At 65.8% G+C, this 16813-nt stretch carries 14 protein-coding genes; 5 read left to right on the top strand and 9 right to left on the bottom strand.

Going from position 1 to position 16813, the window contains the following annotated elements; translation table 11 throughout:
• Positions 1-12 precede the first annotated feature (12 nt).
• The 3 genes from HU230_RS04430 to HU230_RS04425 all read left to right on the top strand — a co-directional run bounded on the left by HU230_RS04430 (position 13) and on the right by HU230_RS04425 (position 2677).
• Positions 13-771, top strand: a complete 759-nt coding sequence (locus HU230_RS04430; protein WP_176532744.1) for an SDR family NAD(P)-dependent oxidoreductase — start codon at positions 13-15, stop codon at positions 769-771.
• 371 nt (positions 772-1142) lie between these two features.
• Positions 1143-1442, top strand: coding sequence for a hypothetical protein (locus HU230_RS43810; RefSeq protein ID WP_338077360.1), 300 nt, complete (start codon positions 1143-1145; stop codon positions 1440-1442).
• Positions 1443-1507: 65 nt separating this feature from the next.
• Entirely contained in the window at positions 1508-2677 is a 1170-nt protein-coding gene (locus HU230_RS04425) for a Spy/CpxP family protein refolding chaperone (RefSeq protein WP_338077359.1), read from the top strand.
• A 79-nt stretch (positions 2678-2756) separates the two neighbouring features.
• Here the strand turns inward: HU230_RS04425 and HU230_RS04420 are convergent, their stop codons facing one another.
• Both HU230_RS04420 and HU230_RS04415 read right to left on the bottom strand, forming a co-directional pair.
• Positions 2757-3071, bottom strand: coding sequence for a hypothetical protein (locus HU230_RS04420; RefSeq protein ID WP_224924312.1), 315 nt, complete (start codon positions 3069-3071; stop codon positions 2757-2759).
• Positions 3072-3221: 150 nt separating this feature from the next.
• Entirely contained in the window at positions 3222-4394 is a 1173-nt protein-coding gene (locus HU230_RS04415) for a fumarylacetoacetate hydrolase family protein (protein ID WP_176532746.1), read from the bottom strand.
• 147 nt (positions 4395-4541) lie between these two features.
• Here HU230_RS04415 and ppk2 point away from each other — a divergent pair, with 147 nt between their 5' ends.
• Both ppk2 and HU230_RS04405 read left to right on the top strand, forming a co-directional pair.
• Positions 4542-5474, top strand: coding sequence for a polyphosphate kinase 2 (ppk2, locus tag HU230_RS04410; protein ID WP_176532747.1), 933 nt, complete (start codon positions 4542-4544; stop codon positions 5472-5474).
• A gap of 156 nt (positions 5475-5630) precedes the next feature.
• A complete protein-coding gene (locus HU230_RS04405; protein WP_176532748.1) occupies positions 5631-6509 on the top strand; it encodes a transporter substrate-binding domain-containing protein in 879 nt (292 codons plus the stop codon).
• 174 nt (positions 6510-6683) lie between these two features.
• Here the strand turns inward: HU230_RS04405 and HU230_RS04400 are convergent, their stop codons facing one another.
• From HU230_RS04400 to HU230_RS04370, 7 genes are all read right to left on the bottom strand, one after another.
• The gene (locus HU230_RS04400; RefSeq protein WP_176532749.1) at positions 6684-7352 is read right to left on the bottom strand and encodes an amino acid ABC transporter permease; all 669 of its coding nucleotides are present in this window, start codon (positions 7350-7352) and stop codon (positions 6684-6686) included.
• Between the two features lie 70 nt (positions 7353-7422).
• On the bottom strand, positions 7423-8682 hold the full coding sequence (locus tag HU230_RS04395; RefSeq protein ID WP_176532750.1) for an NAD(P)/FAD-dependent oxidoreductase: 1260 nt from the start codon (positions 8680-8682) through the stop codon (positions 7423-7425).
• Positions 8683-8686: 4 nt separating this feature from the next.
• Complete coding sequence (locus HU230_RS04390; protein WP_176532751.1) at positions 8687-9445, bottom strand: SDR family NAD(P)-dependent oxidoreductase; 759 nt, start codon at positions 9443-9445, stop codon at positions 8687-8689.
• A gap of 84 nt (positions 9446-9529) precedes the next feature.
• Complete coding sequence (locus HU230_RS04385) at positions 9530-10612, bottom strand: zinc-binding dehydrogenase (protein WP_176532752.1); 1083 nt, start codon at positions 10610-10612, stop codon at positions 9530-9532.
• A gap of 117 nt (positions 10613-10729) precedes the next feature.
• Positions 10730-14527 (bottom strand): autotransporter domain-containing protein, encoded by a 3798-nt coding sequence (locus tag HU230_RS04380; RefSeq protein ID WP_176532753.1) that lies wholly within the window; start codon positions 14525-14527, stop codon positions 10730-10732.
• A gap of 241 nt (positions 14528-14768) precedes the next feature.
• Positions 14769-15758 carry a DMT family transporter gene (locus HU230_RS04375; protein ID WP_420840838.1) on the bottom strand — a complete coding sequence of 330 codons (990 nt, stop codon included), beginning with the start codon at positions 15756-15758 and terminating at the stop codon, positions 14769-14771.
• Between the two features lie 192 nt (positions 15759-15950).
• Entirely contained in the window at positions 15951-16790 is an 840-nt protein-coding gene (locus tag HU230_RS04370; protein ID WP_176532754.1) for an aldo/keto reductase, read from the bottom strand.
• Positions 16791-16813 lie beyond the last annotated feature (23 nt).

The raw sequence follows: 16813 nt of genomic DNA, 5'->3' as shown, positions 1-16813 counted from the left end.
AGGAAATTCACCATGAACCCCACCTACGACTTTGCCGGCCAGGTCGCCCTCGTCACAGGCGCGAGCTCCGGCTTGGGTGCGGCGACCGCCAAGGCGTTCGCCAAGGCCGGGGCTGCCGTGGTCCTGATCGACCGAAGCGAGGAGAGACTGAACGCAGTCGCTCGAGAACTGACTTCCGCCGGCGCCAAAGCGATCGCCATTGTTGGCGACGTGTCGGACGAGACGCTGGCCAAGACTGCGGTCGATCGCGCGGTCGCGCAGTTCGGCCGGCTCGACATGGCCTACAACAATGCCGGCATTCTCGGCCCAATGTGCCCGATGAGCGAGGAGACCGGCGACGGGTATGACGACGTGCCGCAAGTGAACCTGCGCGGCGTCTGGACCTTCATGAAGCACGAGTTGCTTCAGATGAAGCGACAGCGCAGCGGCGCCATCGTGAATTGTTCGTCGCTCGGAGGGCTGGTGGGTTTGCCCGGCCGCGCCGCCTATCACGCCAGCAAACATGGGGTGATCGGCCTGACCAAGAGCGCCGCGCTCGATGTCGCCGCCGAAGGCATCCGGGTCAACGCGATTTGCCCGGGCTGCATCGAGACGCCGATGGGCGACGCCATCGATCCCGACGCGATGAAGGAATTCCTGAAGCAACAGCCGATCGGCCGGATGGGCAAGCCCGACGAGGTTGCCGCCGCCGTGCTGTGGCTATGCAGTCCCGCCGCGAGCCTGATCCTTGGCGTTGCGCTGCCCGTCGACGGGGGTTTCGTTGCACACTGACCCAGGAGCGCTGATAGGTAAAACCGTGAGGTCCAGGGCTCGCATTCGTCGCTGGTGCGCATGCGGCTGACGGGCCGTGGCCCGGTAATAGTGACGATCTCGTCGCTTGTGGGTGAAGCTCTCACCCTTGACGTCGCGATTCTCCACCGGAGCGGACGCCCTCGCCGCAGGTCCCGCGCTGCAAATTAAATCGTCGCGACCGGATCGTCGCGGGAACCCGGCAGCGGCCTTCGATGTTGATGTCAGGCATCACTGAGTATCCGAAGGGTGAGGAAAGATGCTGAGGGCTGCCCGCTGCAGACACACCGTGTTGGCGCTTGCCACAATCCTCGCGGTCGCGGCATCGGCTGCGCTGCTCGCAGGCAGCGCCGATGCTGCCCGCGGTGGCGGTGGCGGCCACGGCGGTGGAGGTCATGGCGGTGGCGGTGGCGGCTTTCATGGCGGCGGGGGCGGATTCCATGGTGGCGGCGGTGGCTTTCATGGAGGCGGAGGCGGCTTCCACGGTGGTGGATTCCACGGCGGCGGATTTCACGCCAGCGGCGCTCGTGGCGGCGGCTTTCACACCATTCATCCCGCTGCAAGAGGAGGCACGAGGCTCAGCGGCGGCTCCGCTGCCCGTCATTCCCAATTCCGTCCAGCCGCTCACGCTGCGCGCACCGCGCCGAACGTAGCTGCCGGCCAACGTGCCGCCTCACCCGCTGCGATGCGGCACAATGCGAGCGCCGTGGGACACGCGTTGGCCTCACGCCAGATCAGCACCGCCCTGCGCCAGCCTGGCGGCTTGCGCAATCCAATGACGCGCGCCGCGATCACGACTGCCGCCGCCGGAGCCGCCATGGGTGGCGTTGGGTGGTGGCGCCATCCGAATGGCGGCTATGGCTGGGTCGGCCCGATCTTCTGGCCCTATGCCTATTACGATCTTTATGACTACGCCTGGTGGGGCGGGGGCTATGACCCGTACTTCTGGGATTACGGCTATGGCGATCTGTATGCCGGCCTGTTCGGTCCCTATGACTACGATGCCTTGAGCGGCTATGCCTATTACTTGCCCGGCTATGCCGGTCCCCGGCCGCCGGCCACGGGTCGATCGCGCGCCACCGCTCAGACCACAACCCTTGCCGACATGTGCGGCAGCGACAGAAGCGATATCGCCGGCTTCCCGATCGAGCAGTTCCGCGGCGCCATTCAACCCAATGCGGAGCAGAGCACCGCGCTCGACGACCTCGCCAGCGCATCGCAGAAGGCATCCGCGACCATTCTCAATTCATGCCCCAAGGACGTGCCGCTGACGGCGCCGAGCCGCCTCGCCGCGATGCAGCAGCGCCTCCAGGCCATGCGCGACGCAGTCGGGATTCTTCAGCCGGCGCTGGAGAGGTTCTATGGGCTGCTCAGTGACGATCAGAAAGCGAAGGTGACCGCGCTGGTGGCAGATCAGCACCGCGGCCAGCACGAGGCGACGGCGGACAACGGCAACTGCAATATGGCGCAGCCCGCCGCCATCGCATGGCCCGGCGACATCATCGAACGCAACGTCAAGCCAACCGATGCACAGCGGGCGAGCCTCGATGCCTTGCGGGACGCTGCGACAAAGGCTGAGGACACATTGAAATCGTCCTGTCCGCCCACCGATGCGCGCACGCCACCGGCACGCCTTGCGGCGGTCGGAGCGAGACTCGATTCCATGCTTCAGGCGATCGGAACGGTACGTCCGGCCGTGGACACTTTCTACAGCGCGCTCAGTGACGAGCAGAAGGCCGCGTTCGACGCTGTTGGCCCCGAGCGGGACGGCGGCAGGAGCGCGATGGCCGCCGCAGGCGGTGACGAACCGCCGCGAAGCCGTCATCGCCGCCATCACCATCATGGCCCAAATGTCGGCGGCATGATCTTCCGGATGATCGGCTTGTAAGGCTCGCCATCGCCTCGCGTCTAGGGTGGTGACATCATCCCACGATGTCTCAGCGTGGCAACCAGCCGGAGCAACCAGGCTACGGCGCGATCCACATGCCAACCACAATGATGGCCAGTGCGACGGCAATCACCAGCATATCGGTCGTGAGCCAATCGGGCATTCCATTCGATGGCTGCTCGCTCATGTCCGCGACTCCTTCTGTTCGCGTCGAGCCCGTATGCTGAAGCGAAGCAGCGCGAACGAGGATGAACTGGATCACATAAGGGCGCGACAAGCGGTCGCGCCGAATTTCATGCATCCGCGCGCCCTCAAGTTGCAGCACGCGATTGATCTGCCGCGCAGGTTTCTGAACATGTTCGACAACGCCGGCGGCGTCAGCAAAGCCGAGCATATCATCCGCAGGATGGGTAGAGCGCAGTAGTAGGATGGGTAGAGCGCAGCGAAACCCATCATTTGTGCCGAGGATACATTTGTATCGTGGATACGAGTCGATGGGTTTCGCTTCGCTCTACCCATCCTACTCAGCGCAGCTACACCGTCCTCACAGCACCTTGCGCTGTGCGAGGTTCTTCATCAGCGCGCCAACGCCGAATGTCCAGGGCTCGCATTCATCGCTGCCCCGCATGCGGTTGACGAGCTTGCCGAGCTGGGGTGCTTCGATGGTGACGATGTCGTCGCGCTTGTGGGTAAAACCCTCACCCTTGGCGTCGCGGTCCTTGACCGGCGCGAACATCGTGCCGAGGAACAGCGCAAAGCCGTCGGGATATTGATGCACAGGCCCGATGGTCTGGGCGACCAGATCGGTCGGGTCGCGGCTGATCTTGGAGATCGAGGAATGGCCCTCGAGCACGAAGCCGTCCGCGCCCTTCACGGTGAGGCCGACATCCATCCTCCTGACGTCGTCGAGCGAGAAGGTCCCGTCGAACAGCCGCAGCAGCGGGCCGATCGCGCAGGAGGCGTTGTTATCCTTGGCCTTCGACAGCAAGAGCGCCGAGCGGCCCTCAAAATCGCGCAGGTTGACGTCGTTGCCGAGCGCTGCGCCGACGATCTTGCCGGCGCCGGAGACGACAAGCACGACCTCCGGCTCGGGATTGTTCCAGGTGGATTTCGGATGCAGGCCGGCATCCATGCCCGTGCCGACCGAGGACAGCGTCGGCGCCTTGGTGAACACTTCGGCGTCGGGGCCGATGCCGACCTCCAGATACTGGCTCCAGGCATTCTGGTCGATCAGCACCTGCTTCAACCGCATCGCCGGCTCGGAGCCCGGCTTCAGCTTGGAGAGGTCGTCGCCGACCAGCCGCACCACCTCCTTGCGGATTGCCTCCGCCGACGACGGGTTGCCGCGTGCCCGCTCCTCGATCACGCGCTCCAGCATCGAGATCGCGAAGGTAACGCCGGCGGCCTTCAGCACCTGCAGGTCGACCGGCGCGAGCAGATGCGGTCTTGTCGCGTCGCGGCCATCGGGCGGCGTGTTGGCGAGGATCGCCTCGAAATCGCCGATCCGCTCGCCATGCGTGGCACGCAACGCGGCCGCAGGATCGGCTTCCTCGCACAGCGCGCTCACGGTGGGGAAGCGCGCGGTGACGTCGAACACGCCGTCGCCCCGCACCGCGACCACGGCGGGTCCGCCCGCCTGCGGCAGCCAGACCCGTCCGACCAGCGTACCGGCGGTGCCGTCCTCGGGCAGGACGTCTTTTGGCGTGAGCGAAATCATCGGCGTCTCCTTTTTTGATCTTGTCATCGCTTGTTAGCACAGTCCCGCCGGCTGCGTGAAACAGCGGTCTTGCCAATGTCATAGAGTGGTAACATCGCCCGTCAATGCTCCCGCCGATCGATCTAGCACTCCGAAAGACGGACCTTCATGACCGCCTCCGACCTCACCGACGAAGCCGCCCGCGACGAAGCCTTGCGCGCCCGCATCCACCAGGAGATGGCCGACAGCCTCGACGAGGAACTCGAGCTCGAGCTCGACGACGTGAGGCTCGACGAGTTCGAGCACGACGGGGCCGCCGGAAACCCGTCGATCGATCGCAAGCTCTACTTCCGCGAATTGCTGCGGCTGCAGGGCGAGCTGGTCAAGCTGCAGGACTGGGTGCAGCACGAGAAGCAGAAGGTCGTCGTGCTGTTCGAGGGCCGCGATTCCGCCGGCAAGGGCGGCGTCATCAAGCGCATCACGCAGCGGCTCAACCCGCGCATCTGCCGCGTCGCGGCGCTGCCGGCGCCGAACGAGCGCGAACGCACGCAATGGTACTTCCAGCGCTACGTCTCGCATCTGCCGGCCGGCGGCGAGATCGTGCTGTTCGACCGCAGCTGGTACAACCGCGCCGGCGTCGAGAAGGTGATGGGGTTCTGCAACGACGAGCAGTATGAGGAGTTCTTCAGGTCGGTGCCGGAATTCGAGCTCATGCTGATCCGCTCCGGCATCATCCTGCTGAAATACTGGTTCTCGATCACCGACGAGGAACAGGCGTTCCGCTTCTCGATGCGGATCCACGATCCGCTGAAGCAGTGGAAGCTGAGCCCGATTGATGTCGAGGCGCGGACCCGCTGGGAGCTCTACACCAAGGCCAAGGAGACCATGCTGGAGCGCACGCACCTGCAGGACTCGCCGTGGTGGATCGTCGATGCCGTCGACAAGAAGCGTGCCCGGCTGAACTGCATCTCGCATCTGTTGACCCAGATCCCCTATCAGCAGGTCACGCACCAACCGGTGGTGCTGCCGCCGCGGGTCCGCAACCCCGACTATCACCGCGGCCCGATCCCGCCGGAGATGTACGTGCCGGGAACGTATTGATCGGACCACGTGCACGCTCTGCCCCCTCTCCCGCTTGCGGGGGAGGTGAAGAGCAAGAGACAGCCACCCCTCGCCTACCAATGGCGCAGGCGCCCGCTATTGCTGACGCCCGATCCCGACGCTAGGCTTCCCCCGATCTGGTGCAGGGAGGCCCGCTTGACTCAATCCGACGACATCGCAATTTCCGAAGATCGCCGCGACGCGCTGCGCTATGCGCTCGGGATCGGCAGCGGCGCGGCGCTCGCGGCCGTCATGGCAACCCCGGCCGCAGCGCAGACCCAGGCCGACAACACGCTCGACCGGATCAGGGCCAACAAGACGCTGCGGATCGCGGTGCTGCCGGGCGAGCTGCCCTATTTCAACAAGGACCTCGCCACCGGCACCTGGTCCGGCTTCTCGATCGAGATGGCGAACGACCTTGCCAAGCTGCTCGACGTCAAGCTGGAATATGTCGAGTCGACGTATGGCAATTCAATCCTCGATCTGCAGGCCAACAAGATCGACCTCGGCTTTGCGCTCAACCCGACCCCGCAGCGGGCGCTGGTGGTGGATTTCACCAACCTGGTGTTCCCACATCCGTTCGGCGCGATGCTGAAGAAGGGCCTCGAAGCCAAGACCTGGGCCGACATCAACAAGCCCGAGGTCAAGATCGCGGTCGACGTCGGCTCGGCCAACGAGGCGGTGGCCCGGCGCTTTGCGCCGAACGCCACCATCAAGTCGCTGAAGTCGCGCGACGAGGTGATGCTGGAAATGTCGTCGGGCCGCGTCGATTGCGTGGTCAACGCGCTGGTGCTCGGGCTGACCGCGATCGCCAAGAACCCGAACCTCGGCACCTACAAGATCCTGGCCTCGCCCTCGGTGACGATTGCCAGCGGCACGGCGGTGCGACGCGAACAGGACAAGCGCTGGCGCGATTTCCTGTCAGTGTGGATCGACTACAACCGCGGCATCGGCCAGATGCGCGAATGGTTCGTCAAGGGCCTCGGCCTCGCCGGCGTCAAGCCGGAGGACGTGCCGGTGGAGCTGAGTATCTGAGGTAATTGCCAAGACGGTAGTGATCTCCCTCTCCCGCTTGCGGGAGAGGGTCGGGGTGGGGGTGTCGCCACAAGCGACGCTCTTCGTGTGGAGAAAACTCCCACCCGGATCGCATCTAACGATGGGCTCCGACCTCCCCCGCAAGCGACCCGCAAGCGGGAGAGGTGAAGCAAGTCACACCTTGTCGTAGGTCAGCCCGCGCTCCAGCCGGCGCGCGACCAGTGTCGAGGGAAACAGGATCGCAAAATAGATCAGCGCCACGATGGTGTAGACCTCGAGCGGCCGGTAGGTGTCGGCGTTGATCAGCGTGGCGTTGTAGACGAGATCGGGCACCGCGATGATCGAGACCAGCGAGGTGTTCTTCAGCTGCGTCACCGACTGGTTGACATAGGGCGCCATCATCGGCTTCAGCGCCTGCGGCAGGATTACGAGCCGCATCAGGCGCCAGCCGCGGAAACCGAGCGCCTTCGCGGCGTCCCACTGCCCGACCGGCACGCTCTCGATCGAGCCGCGCACGATCTCGGCATAGAACGCGCCGCCATAGAGCGACAGCACGCTGACGGCTGCGACATGCGCCGGGATGTTGACGCCGATCACGACCGGAAACGCGTAGTAGAACCAGATGATCTGCACCAGCAGCGGCGTGCAGCGGAAGGCTTCGATATAGGCGATCAGGAGCCAGTCGATCACCGGAATCCGCCGCAGCCGCAGCATGCCGACGATCAGGCCGATCAAGGTGCCCAGGATGATGGTGCCGATCGTGTAGGCCATGGTCCAGCCGAGCCCGAGCCAGAACAGATGGCTGTACTTGGCGAGGATCCCGAAATCCCAGACGTAGTTCATCCTGCCCCTCGGTTGCCACGCGGCTTGCGCGCGCCTTGCGTTCCCAGCATCGCAGGCGGCCTCGGGCAAGTCACGCGATATACCGGCCCGGCGAAAATGCCTTCACCTCGAACGGCGGCGCGGCACCCGCGATCATTGCCGCGACCGCGGCGCCCGTTCCGGGACCGGTGGTGAAGCCGATATGCTGGTTGCCGAAGGCGAGCCAGAGACCGCGATGCCGCGGCGCTGGCCCGATCATCGGCAGGCTGTCGGGCAACGTCGGCCGCGCGCCGCGCCAGCGCTCGCCGACCGCTTCGCCGAATTCGACCACGCTGCGCGCCATCGGCACCACTGCCTCGAGCTGCGCATAGTTCGACGGCGCGTCGCGCGCGGTCAGCTCGACGCCGCTGGTGACGCGAACGCCCTGCTCCATCGGCGTCATCAGAAATGCCCCCTCCGCATCATGGATCGGCCGCAGCAATTTGCGTGCCGGGTTCGGCACGAAATGCTGGTGATAGCCGCGCTCGAACGCCAGCGGCACGCGATAGCCGAGCGGCCGCAGCAGTTCGGCCGACCACGGGCCGAGCGCGACCACGACGTGGCGCGCGGCGATCTCGCCGTCGGCAAGCTGCACGCGCCAGCCGCCGTCTTGTTGCTCGATCCGCCGGATCTCGGATTGCCGCACCGTACCGCCGCTGGCGGCGAGCATCTGCGCATAGGCCTTGACCACCGCGCCGGGTGAATCGACCGATGCCGTCTGGGTGTGCAGCAGGCCCGTGCTATAGGCAGGGACGATGTTCGGCTCGAGCGCGGAGATCGCCTGGCGGTCGAGCACCTCGCTTTTGATGCCGAATTCGGCGAGCGCTGCCTGCTCGGCCTTGGCGGTCGCGAGCCCGTCGCCGCGCCAGGCCTTGAGCCAGCCGGTTTCTCTGATGCGATGGCCGGCGCCCGCCTGCACGATCCAGTCGCGATGCAGCGCCAGCGACGTCCCGACCAGGCCGTGCAGCGCGGCGGCGCGCGGCCTGGTCTGCGACGGTGTCGCGGCGGCGAGGAAGCGGATCACCCAGCCGGCGTTGGCGACCGCCCACGGAAGATTCCAGCGCAGCGCCGGATGCGTGTTGGTGAGATATTTCGGCAGGTTCTTCAAAAGCTGTGGCGTGTTGAGCGGCAGGATCGAGCCGGACGAGATGATGCCGGCATTGCCGTAGGAGGTCTCGCTGCCCGGCTCGCGGCGGTCGACGACGACGACGGAGAGACCGCGCTGCCGTGCGGCAAGGCCGGCCGAGACGCCGACCATGCCGGCGCCGAGCACGACGACGTCAGCCTGCTGTGCGGACGCGTCCTCGCTCATGCCGTCACATCAAGGTCAGGCCCCCATCGACCGGCAGCGTGGCGCCGGTGATGTGGCCCGCTTCCCGCGACAGCAGGAACGCGACGACGCCGGCGACCTCGTCGGGCACGGCCAGCCGCTGCATCGGATTGGCTTTCGCCACCCGCTCCCAGGTCGCGGTGTCCAGCGCGCCGAACAGGCCGGGATCCTTGCGCGTGTAGCCGGGCATCACGGCATTTGAGGTGGCACCTGACGCTGCGAGCTCGATTGCGAGCGACTTCACCAGCACTTCGAGCGCGGCCTTGGCGGCAGCCGATCCCGGATAGGTCGCGCCGGGCACGAAACGATGCGGCCCGAAACTCGAGACCGCGACGACGCGGCCCTGCGCGCTGCGCGCGAGGTCGGCCAGCGCGGCCGCCGCGATCTCGTGGAATGCCGCCGCCATCACCGCAAAAGCGCGCTCCAGCGCCGCGCGCGGCAGGCTGGCGAAATCACGGCGATCGGCAAAGCCCGCGGCGTGCACGATGCTGTCGATCGGCCCGAATGCGGCGCGCGCAGCCGCGACCAGCGACGCGCCGGCGCCGGCCACGGCGAGATCGCCGGTAGAGACCGCGACCTTGGCGCCCATGCTGCGGCACTCCTCTGCGACCGAATTCAGCCGCGCGAGCCCGCTGGCCTCGGCGCCCTGGCCATGCAGCATCAGCCCCTGATCGGGGCCGGCCAGCCGGCGCGCAACCGCGGCGCCGATGCCGGAGCCGCCTCCCGTAATGATTGAAACGCGCATGAGATGGGTGCTGTCAGTGCATAAGAGACAGCGAACTATAGGTTCGGTCCCGCGAAATGCAAATCGCGCGACGCCGTCAGCAACTCAACGCCACGGCTCGACCAGGATCTTGGTGTGCGCCTCGGGATTGGCGAGATCGGCAAAGGCCTGCGCGACGCCGTCGATGCCGACGCGGCCGGTGACCAGCGATGCGGCATCGACCTGGCCTTCCGCGATCAGACGCAGCGAATAGGCGAACTCCTCCGGCGTGTAGCCGAGCACGTACTGGACGTTGAGCTCCTTGATGATGCCGAGCATCGGCTCGGACTTGTCGGTCTCCATGCAGACCCCGACCACGACGACACGGGCGCTGCGCGGGGCGCCCTCGAACACCTGCTGCAACACGCCGGGCACGCCGACGCATTCGAAGATCAGCGCGGGCTTCAGCGGCGGCAGCAGCGCTTGCATCGGCGGCCGCGCCGCCTTCTCTGCCTCGGTCATCTGGGCGTGCTCGGCCCAGCTCGCATAAGGCTGCGTCTTGGCGGGATCGACCACGACATCGGCGCCCATCTTCTCGGCGAGCAGCCGCCGCGCCGGCGAGTAGTCGGCGGCAACGATCGGGCCGAGCCCCTTGATCTTCAGCGCCGCAATCACCGCAAGGCCGACCGGTCCGCAACCGATCACCAGCGGCACCTCGCCGCCCCTGATGTCGGCCATCGCCACCGCATGGACGCCGACCGCAAGCGGCTCGGTGAGCGCGGCGTGCTCGGCGGCGAGCCCGTTCGGCACTTCGAGCAGCAGCGGCTCGCTGAGCAGCATCTGCTCGGCATAGCCGCCGAGATAGTCGTTGGAATAGCCGATGCCCTTCGGGCCTTCCGGCGTCAGCAGCGCCGGCAGCGAGCAGACGCGCGTGCCGGGCTTCAGCTTGCGCGTGGTGCCCGGGCCGTAATCGAGGATCTCGCAGCAGAATTCGTGGCCGAACACGACGTCGCGCGACAAATCCATCGGCGTGCGGCCGGGCAGGAACTTGCTCAGCTCCACCATCCGGTGGGCATGCTTGCGTGCGTGCAGATCGGAACCGCAGATGCCGCAGGCGAGCGATTTGACCAGCACCTGGCCGGCACCCGGCTTCGGTTCCGGCATCTGGTCGACGACAATCTCGCCGTTTCTGAAGATCGCTGCGCGCATGTTCCCTCCCGCGTGGGTTTCTTCCCACATTTTGAAGCGTATTTCGTCCCGCGAAATACACTGTCGCGGATTAAGTCAAGGACAGGCTTTCGCTGCGGCAGGCTATAGCGCGGAGGGTCACCACGCATAGCGCATAACGCCCTTGCCGGCGTAGGACTGGGTGACGTTGGAGAATTCACCCTCGAAGGTCGCAGCCGCCGACCAGCCGTTGCGCCACTTGATCTCCGCCGAGGCCGTGGTCAGCGCGGACTCGCTGGCTTGCGCCGCACCGTTGACCACGAAGGCCGCGCCCGGGAGCGTTTGGAACACGGCCGCGGCGCTGCGGTCGGGGTTGAAGTCATGCGCCCAGGCGACGCGGCCGCGCAGCGTCACGATGCCGCCGTCGACCGCAAAAGACTTGTCGCTGCGCAGGCCGAGCTCGCTCCTGACGTCGGTGACGCTCTTTGCGGCATAATTGAGCGCGAAGGCGCCGCCGCCGGAGACGACGCTCTCCGCATAGTTCGGCAGCTCGAAGCTGGTGAACTGGGCCGCCGCGTAAGGCGTCAGCCCGATCCACGGCGTAGCAGTGCGATAACCACCCTCGAGCCGACCCGACCACGCATTGGCATTGAAGTTTGCACGCAGATGATCGACGCCCGCAGCAGTGACGATCCGGTCGGTGGTGATGTCCTGCCAGCCATAGGCGAGTGCTGCGCTCAGGTACGCCGCACCGACGGTGTGACGGACGAACGCGCCGGCCTGGAACAGGTCCGAGCGGCCCCAGCCGAGACCGTTGACGCTGAAGCTGGTGGCGCCACCGGAGAGCGCAAAGCCGGCAATGGTGTTCGGCGAGAAGCGGTAGTCGGCGCCGATCGCGGTGCCATAGATACTGCTGCTGCTGTTGTTCGAGCCCAGCACCGCATTGCCGTTGGTGGTCTGCGAGCCGCCGTAACCTGCCGCCCAGATGCTCCAGCGCTGCGCGAAGTCGAGCGGCGGCGCCGGCGCCTTGGTGTAGATCGCCGCCAGCGCATCGCGCGGCTCGGTCTTGCGCGCCGCAGTGGCCAGCGACGCGCTCTCCTCGGTAAACGGCGTGGCGCCCACGCCGCCACCAAAACCGCCATCGCGTCCGGCGACGAACGGATCGGTCAACAGACCAAGGAACTGGTTCATCGCGTTGAACGTCGTCTGCTGCGATCCGGTCGCGCCCTCGCCCGAGGCCTGCGTCAGGCCATTCGGCGACAGTCCCGCGAACGCCGCGCTGATGCCGCCATTGGCATTGAAGAAGTTCTGCAGCGTGGTGGCGACATTGCCCTGGTTGATATTGAGCTTCGACTTCGCGGCATAGTCGAGCGCGAAGTTGAGGTATGTGTTCCTGGCGTCGTAGCCGAGCGTCGCGACGAGCCCCGACGGCAGCCCGGTTGAATCGACGCCGGCGAACACGCCGTTGCGGCCGCCGTCCGCTGACAGGATGGTGTATTGCTTCATCACCGTGCTGCCGGCAGCGACACTGACGCCGACCGAACCGGCGAGCGTCGCGGCACCAGCCACCTTGGCAAAGGTCGAGGTGCTCGCATTGAGCCCGACGAGATAGAGCGCTCCGGACTGGAACACGAGATTGCCGGCCACATTCAGGAAGCTGCCCGGGGTCGCGTTGCCGGGCAGCAGGATGCCACCGCTTGCGATCGTCGTGTTGCCGACGGTGCCGATACCGGAAAGCGCGCCGCCCGAATTCACCGTCACCGAGCTCGACGATACGATCGAGCCGTCGACTTGCAGGATGCCGCCATTGATAACGGTGGTGCCGGTATAGGTGTTGAGGCCCGACAGGGTCAGCGTGCCGCTGCCGGTCTTTTCCAGATTGCCGGGCCCGGTCGGGCCGCAACCGCAGGGATCGAAATCGGCGATCACGCCGCTGACATTGGTCGAGAGATTGTTGCCGCCGACCGTGAGCGTGTTGCCGGCACCGATATAGTAGATACCTGAGCCCGCGATCGAGCCTGCCGTGATGCGGCCGTCGCCGCCAGGCCCAAGGCTGCCGCCGAAATCCACAAAGCCGGTGCCGTTGGTGATGAATTGCGCCGTGCCGCCGGTCGCGTTGTCGAAGAACTTGACGTTCGCACCGCTCTCGGTGGTGATGGTGGCGTTTCCGGCGGTGGCATATGCACCGAAGATCAGGAAGCCGCCGGAATGGTTGGTGATCGTCGCGTTGCCCGCGGTCGGTGCCTCTGTCATGCTGAAGCCCGACGTACCGAAATAGGTGTTGCCGCTGTTGTCGATCGTTGCGTTCGCCGCAGCGCTGTTCTGGAAGAAGCCGGTGAAGCCGGTAGCGCTCGTAATGATCGTCGCCGACGCGGCCGACGAGAACTCGAAGAACTGCGTCGAGCCTCCGTTGGCGCCGTTGGTGATGGTGGCCTGACCCGCATTGGCGTGGCCGAGGAACACAACGCCGCCGCCGTCCTGGTTGTTGAACACGGCCTTGCCGGCGGTACTGGTGTCCGAGCCGCCGGGAGGACCAAGCGCGTCGCCGAATACCACGGTGCCGCCATTGGTGTTGTTGAATGTGGCATTGCCGGCCGAGCTGGTGTCGCGAAAGATCGTGAGAGCGCCGTTGCTGTTGCTCACAGAGGCATTGCCGGCGGTGCTGCTGTCACGAAACTGCGTGATGCCGAAATTCTCGTTGGCGATTATCGCCGTCGACGCCGTCGTGGAATTGTGGAACGTCGTGGTGGCGACCCCGTTGAAGCCGTCGTTGACGATCTTGGTGATGCCCGACGTGTCGGCGTTGACGATGTCGAACTTGCCGTCGACGTTGACCTGGCCGACGATCGAGGCAGTGTGGCCGGCGTCGCCGAGTTGCAACGTCGCGCAATCGCAGATCGTGGTGCCGCCGGTATAGGTGTTGGTGCCGATCAACACCACGCGACCGAGGCCGCCTGAAGCGTCCAGCACCGTCAGCTTGCCGGGGCCGTTGCCGTCAGCGATGTTGCCGGCGATCGTGAGCGTCACGCCGTTCGCGTCGATCGCGCTGCCGGTGGCAGACGTGTTGATCCTGAAATTATTGCTGAAGGTCAGGTGACTGAGGCCGTCGGCCTGGAATGCCGCGTTGTCCAGCGTGACCGTGCCTGATCCGACCGACTTGTTGTTGGTGACGACAACGGTCGTGTCGACCACCAGCGTGCCGCCCGTGTAGGTGTTGGCGCCGGAGAGCTGGACGTTGGACACGCCGGACGCGGACGAGTCGATCAAGCGCAGAACGCCCGCGCCTGCACCATCGGCGATCACGCCCTGAAGATTGACCTGGGCGCCGTTCGCATCGACCGCGCCGGCGGCCGCGTTGACCGCGATGTTGTTGGAAAAGGCAACGCTCGAGACCGTCGGCGACTGCATCTGGAAGGTGCCGCCGTTCAGCGTGATGGTGCCGGTGCCGACCGAATTGGCGTTGGTCACCTGCACCGTACCGGCCGAGATCAGCGTGCCACCGGTGTAGCCGTTGGTGCCCGCAAGTACCAACGTGCTGTTGCCGAGCTGCTGCACCATCACCCCTGGGGCAAGTCCGTCGTTGATGTTGGCGTTGATGGTGATGGTCTGGCCGTTGTTGGCCCGGTTAATCAAACCGCCGGTTGGCCCCGCCAGAGCGAAGTTAACCGGATTGCCGCCGATCGTGTACGACCGCGAATTGGCGGTGAAAGTCCAGGAGTCCGGCAGCATCAGACCGGCACCGATGGTGACCGTCGCCGATCCCGTCGAATCGAAAATGGCAGATTGGGTTGGGAGGATCGGCGGCGCACCGGGCGACGTCGTCGACCAGTTGGTCGGGAGTTGGTAGTCGGCTGTGCCCGTCGTGCTGCCGCTGCCACCCCACGTGAAGCTCTGGGCTTGCGCCGAGTTGACCGCGAACAGGCTCACAGCCGCCGAGACGCAGGCCGCCAAGGCCATCACACCGCGAGACGACCGACCAAACGAGACAAAGAACAAACCAAAATGCACGTGCACCGCCCCAAGCGCTCTCCGGCGCTGTTGGGGTCAGGTTAGCATGCGGCCAACTGCGGATTGCCGTTTGTTTCCGAAATCCGTCGATTCGGCCTTCGCGAGATCGAAGTTTCGGCCCGACTGTTGTACACCCGCAACGCTAGCAGAGGTTGGATTCGCAACCAGCGCACGATTTGCGGTACCGCGGTCAGGCGTTTGGCGACGGCTCGCTGGCCACGGCGAGCAACTGCGAGCGGCGCATGCGCTCGCGGTGCGCGGTGTAGAGGCCGGAAGCGACGATGAAGCCGGCGCCGAGGATGGTCCAGCGATCGGGGACTTCGCCGAAGATCAGGAAGCCGAGGATGCTGACCCAGAGCAGCTGCGTGTAGGAGAACGGTGCCAGCACCGAGGCATCGCCGTAGCGGAACGCCAGCACGACGATCCACTGTCCGACGGTGGACGCAACGCCGATCAGGATGCCGAACATGATGTCGTGCCAGCTCGGCGTGACCCAGACGAACGGCACCAGCGCGCTGACGATGGCGACGCCGACAATCGACGAATAGGTCATCACGGTGATCAGGCGTTCGCTGCCGCTCATCATGCGCGTCAGGATCAGCGTGGCGGCCCAGGCCAGCGCCGAGACGATCGGGAAGATCGCGGCGGGATGGAAGGCGCTGGTGCCCGGTCGCAGGATGATGAACACACCGGCGAGGCCAACCGCGGTTGCAATCCAGCGTCGCATGCCAACCTTCTCACCAAGGAAAGCGATCGACAGCGCGGTGACGAACAGCGGCGAGACGAAACTGGTGGCCGAGGCCTCGGCGATCGGCAGGAAGCCCAGCCCCGTGATGAAGATCAAGGAGGAGCCGAGCAGCGCTGCGCCGCGCAGCACGTGCAGGCCGGGACGGCTGCTGCGCAGCGCGAACAACGGCGTGCCCGGCAGCATCGCCGGCGTCATGATCAGCGCGAACACCAGGAAGCGGATCCAGGCGATCTCGATCGAAGGCAGCGAGGACGACAGATATTTCGCGGTGACGTCGGAGGTGCCCAAAAACACCGTCGACAGCAGGATCAGCGCAATGCCCTTGAACGGACTGTCGGTGCGGGCCGGCGCCTTGCGTGCAACAGACGTTTTCGCGGGCAATGAGAGAGGAACGCTGTCCAGCCTGGCGGCTACGGCGGGGGGCGGTGTCACGGCAATCTCGGAGGCAAAATAAGGGGAATCTGCTGTTCGTACAAAACGCCAATTCCGCCCAAGAACAATGCCCGAAAACGGGACTCCGATATGCACCAGCGCGCGCGACCGCCCGCCGCAGCCTGTGCGCGGCCGCATCTGCAACAGTTTGTTAAGAACTGTGTGGAGCGGAGCTTGAGTGAACCCCGCGAACTAGAGCATCGGCAGCGAGCGCGGCTTCGGCCCGCGCGGGAACGCCGCGTCGAGCGCGGCGATTTCGTCGCCGCTGAGCTTGAGCGTTCCCGCCGCGGCATTCTCCGCCGCGTGGTCCGCGTTCGACGCCTTCGGGATCGCGAGCACCGGCGGCAGCCGCGTGAGAAAGCTCAACGCGACCTGGCGTGGTGTCGCCTGGTGCGTCTGCGCGATCGATTGCAGCACCGCTCCGGATTTGCTCGACAGCGCGGGAAAATCATTGTGGCCGAACGGCGAATAGGCGACCACGGCCACGCCATGCTGCGCGCACCACGGGATCACGGCGTGCTCGATGGCGCGCTCGCGCAGATGGTAGAGCACTTGGTTGCAGGCGATCTTGCCCTCGCCCGCGACATCGAGCAGTTCATCGAGATCGGCTGCGTCGAAATTGCTGACGCCCCATGAACAGATCTTGCCGGCCGCGATCAATTCGTCGAACGCCGCGACCGTCTCGGCGAGCGGATAGGTTCCGCGCCAATGCAGCAGGTAGCAATCGAGGCGATCGGTCTTCAGCCGCTTCAGCGAGCGCTCGCAGGCGGTGATGGCGCCGCGCCGCGAGGCGTTGCTCGGCAGGACCTTCGAGACCAGGAATAACTCGTCGCGGCGGCCGGCGATCGCGTCCGCGATCACGAGCTCGGCGTCGCCATACATCTCGGCGGTGTCGATATGCGTCATGCCGGCGTCGATACCGCGCTTCAGCGCAGCGATTGCCGCCTTGCGGTCACCGCGATCGAGATACCAGGTGCCCTGCCCGATCACCGAGACCTGCGGGCCGTTGTTGCCGAATTTTCTTGTCTGCACGGGTTGCCCTTGTTCGCGCTAAA

The sequence above is a fragment of the Bradyrhizobium quebecense genome (assembly GCF_013373795.3).
In the GTDB taxonomy this organism is placed as follows: domain Bacteria; phylum Pseudomonadota; class Alphaproteobacteria; order Rhizobiales; family Xanthobacteraceae; genus Bradyrhizobium; species Bradyrhizobium quebecense.
Note: the sequence above shows the minus strand (reverse complement) of the source record. Positions and strands in the feature narration are given on the sequence as shown.

What these genes read in the sequence shown, in the direction of transcription:
- HU230_RS04430 (WP_176532744.1), top strand. Translation starts at nt 13, where the DNA reads ATGAACCCCACCTACGACTTTGCCGGCCAGGTCGCCCTCGTCACAGGC.
- HU230_RS43810 (WP_338077360.1), top strand. Translation starts at nt 1,143, where the DNA reads ATGCTGCCCGCGGTGGCGGTGGCGGCCACGGCGGTGGAGGTCATGGCG.
- HU230_RS04420 (WP_224924312.1), bottom strand. Translation starts at nt 3,071, where the DNA reads ATGCTCGGCTTTGCTGACGCCGCCGGCGTTGTCGAACATGTTCAGAAA.
- HU230_RS04415 (WP_176532746.1), bottom strand. Translation starts at nt 4,394, where the DNA reads ATGATTTCGCTCACGCCAAAAGACGTCCTGCCCGAGGACGGCACCGCC.
- ppk2 (WP_176532747.1), top strand. Translation starts at nt 4,542, where the DNA reads ATGACCGCCTCCGACCTCACCGACGAAGCCGCCCGCGACGAAGCCTTG.
- HU230_RS04400 (WP_176532749.1), bottom strand. Translation starts at nt 7,352, where the DNA reads ATGAACTACGTCTGGGATTTCGGGATCCTCGCCAAGTACAGCCATCTG.
- HU230_RS04395 (WP_176532750.1), bottom strand. Translation starts at nt 8,682, where the DNA reads ATGAGCGAGGACGCGTCCGCACAGCAGGCTGACGTCGTCGTGCTCGGC.
- HU230_RS04390 (WP_176532751.1), bottom strand. Translation starts at nt 9,445, where the DNA reads ATGCGCGTTTCAATCATTACGGGAGGCGGCTCCGGCATCGGCGCCGCG.
- HU230_RS04385 (WP_176532752.1), bottom strand. Translation starts at nt 10,612, where the DNA reads ATGCGCGCAGCGATCTTCAGAAACGGCGAGATTGTCGTCGACCAGATG.
- HU230_RS04380 (WP_176532753.1), bottom strand. Translation starts at nt 14,527, where the DNA reads ATGGCCTTGGCGGCCTGCGTCTCGGCGGCTGTGAGCCTGTTCGCGGTC.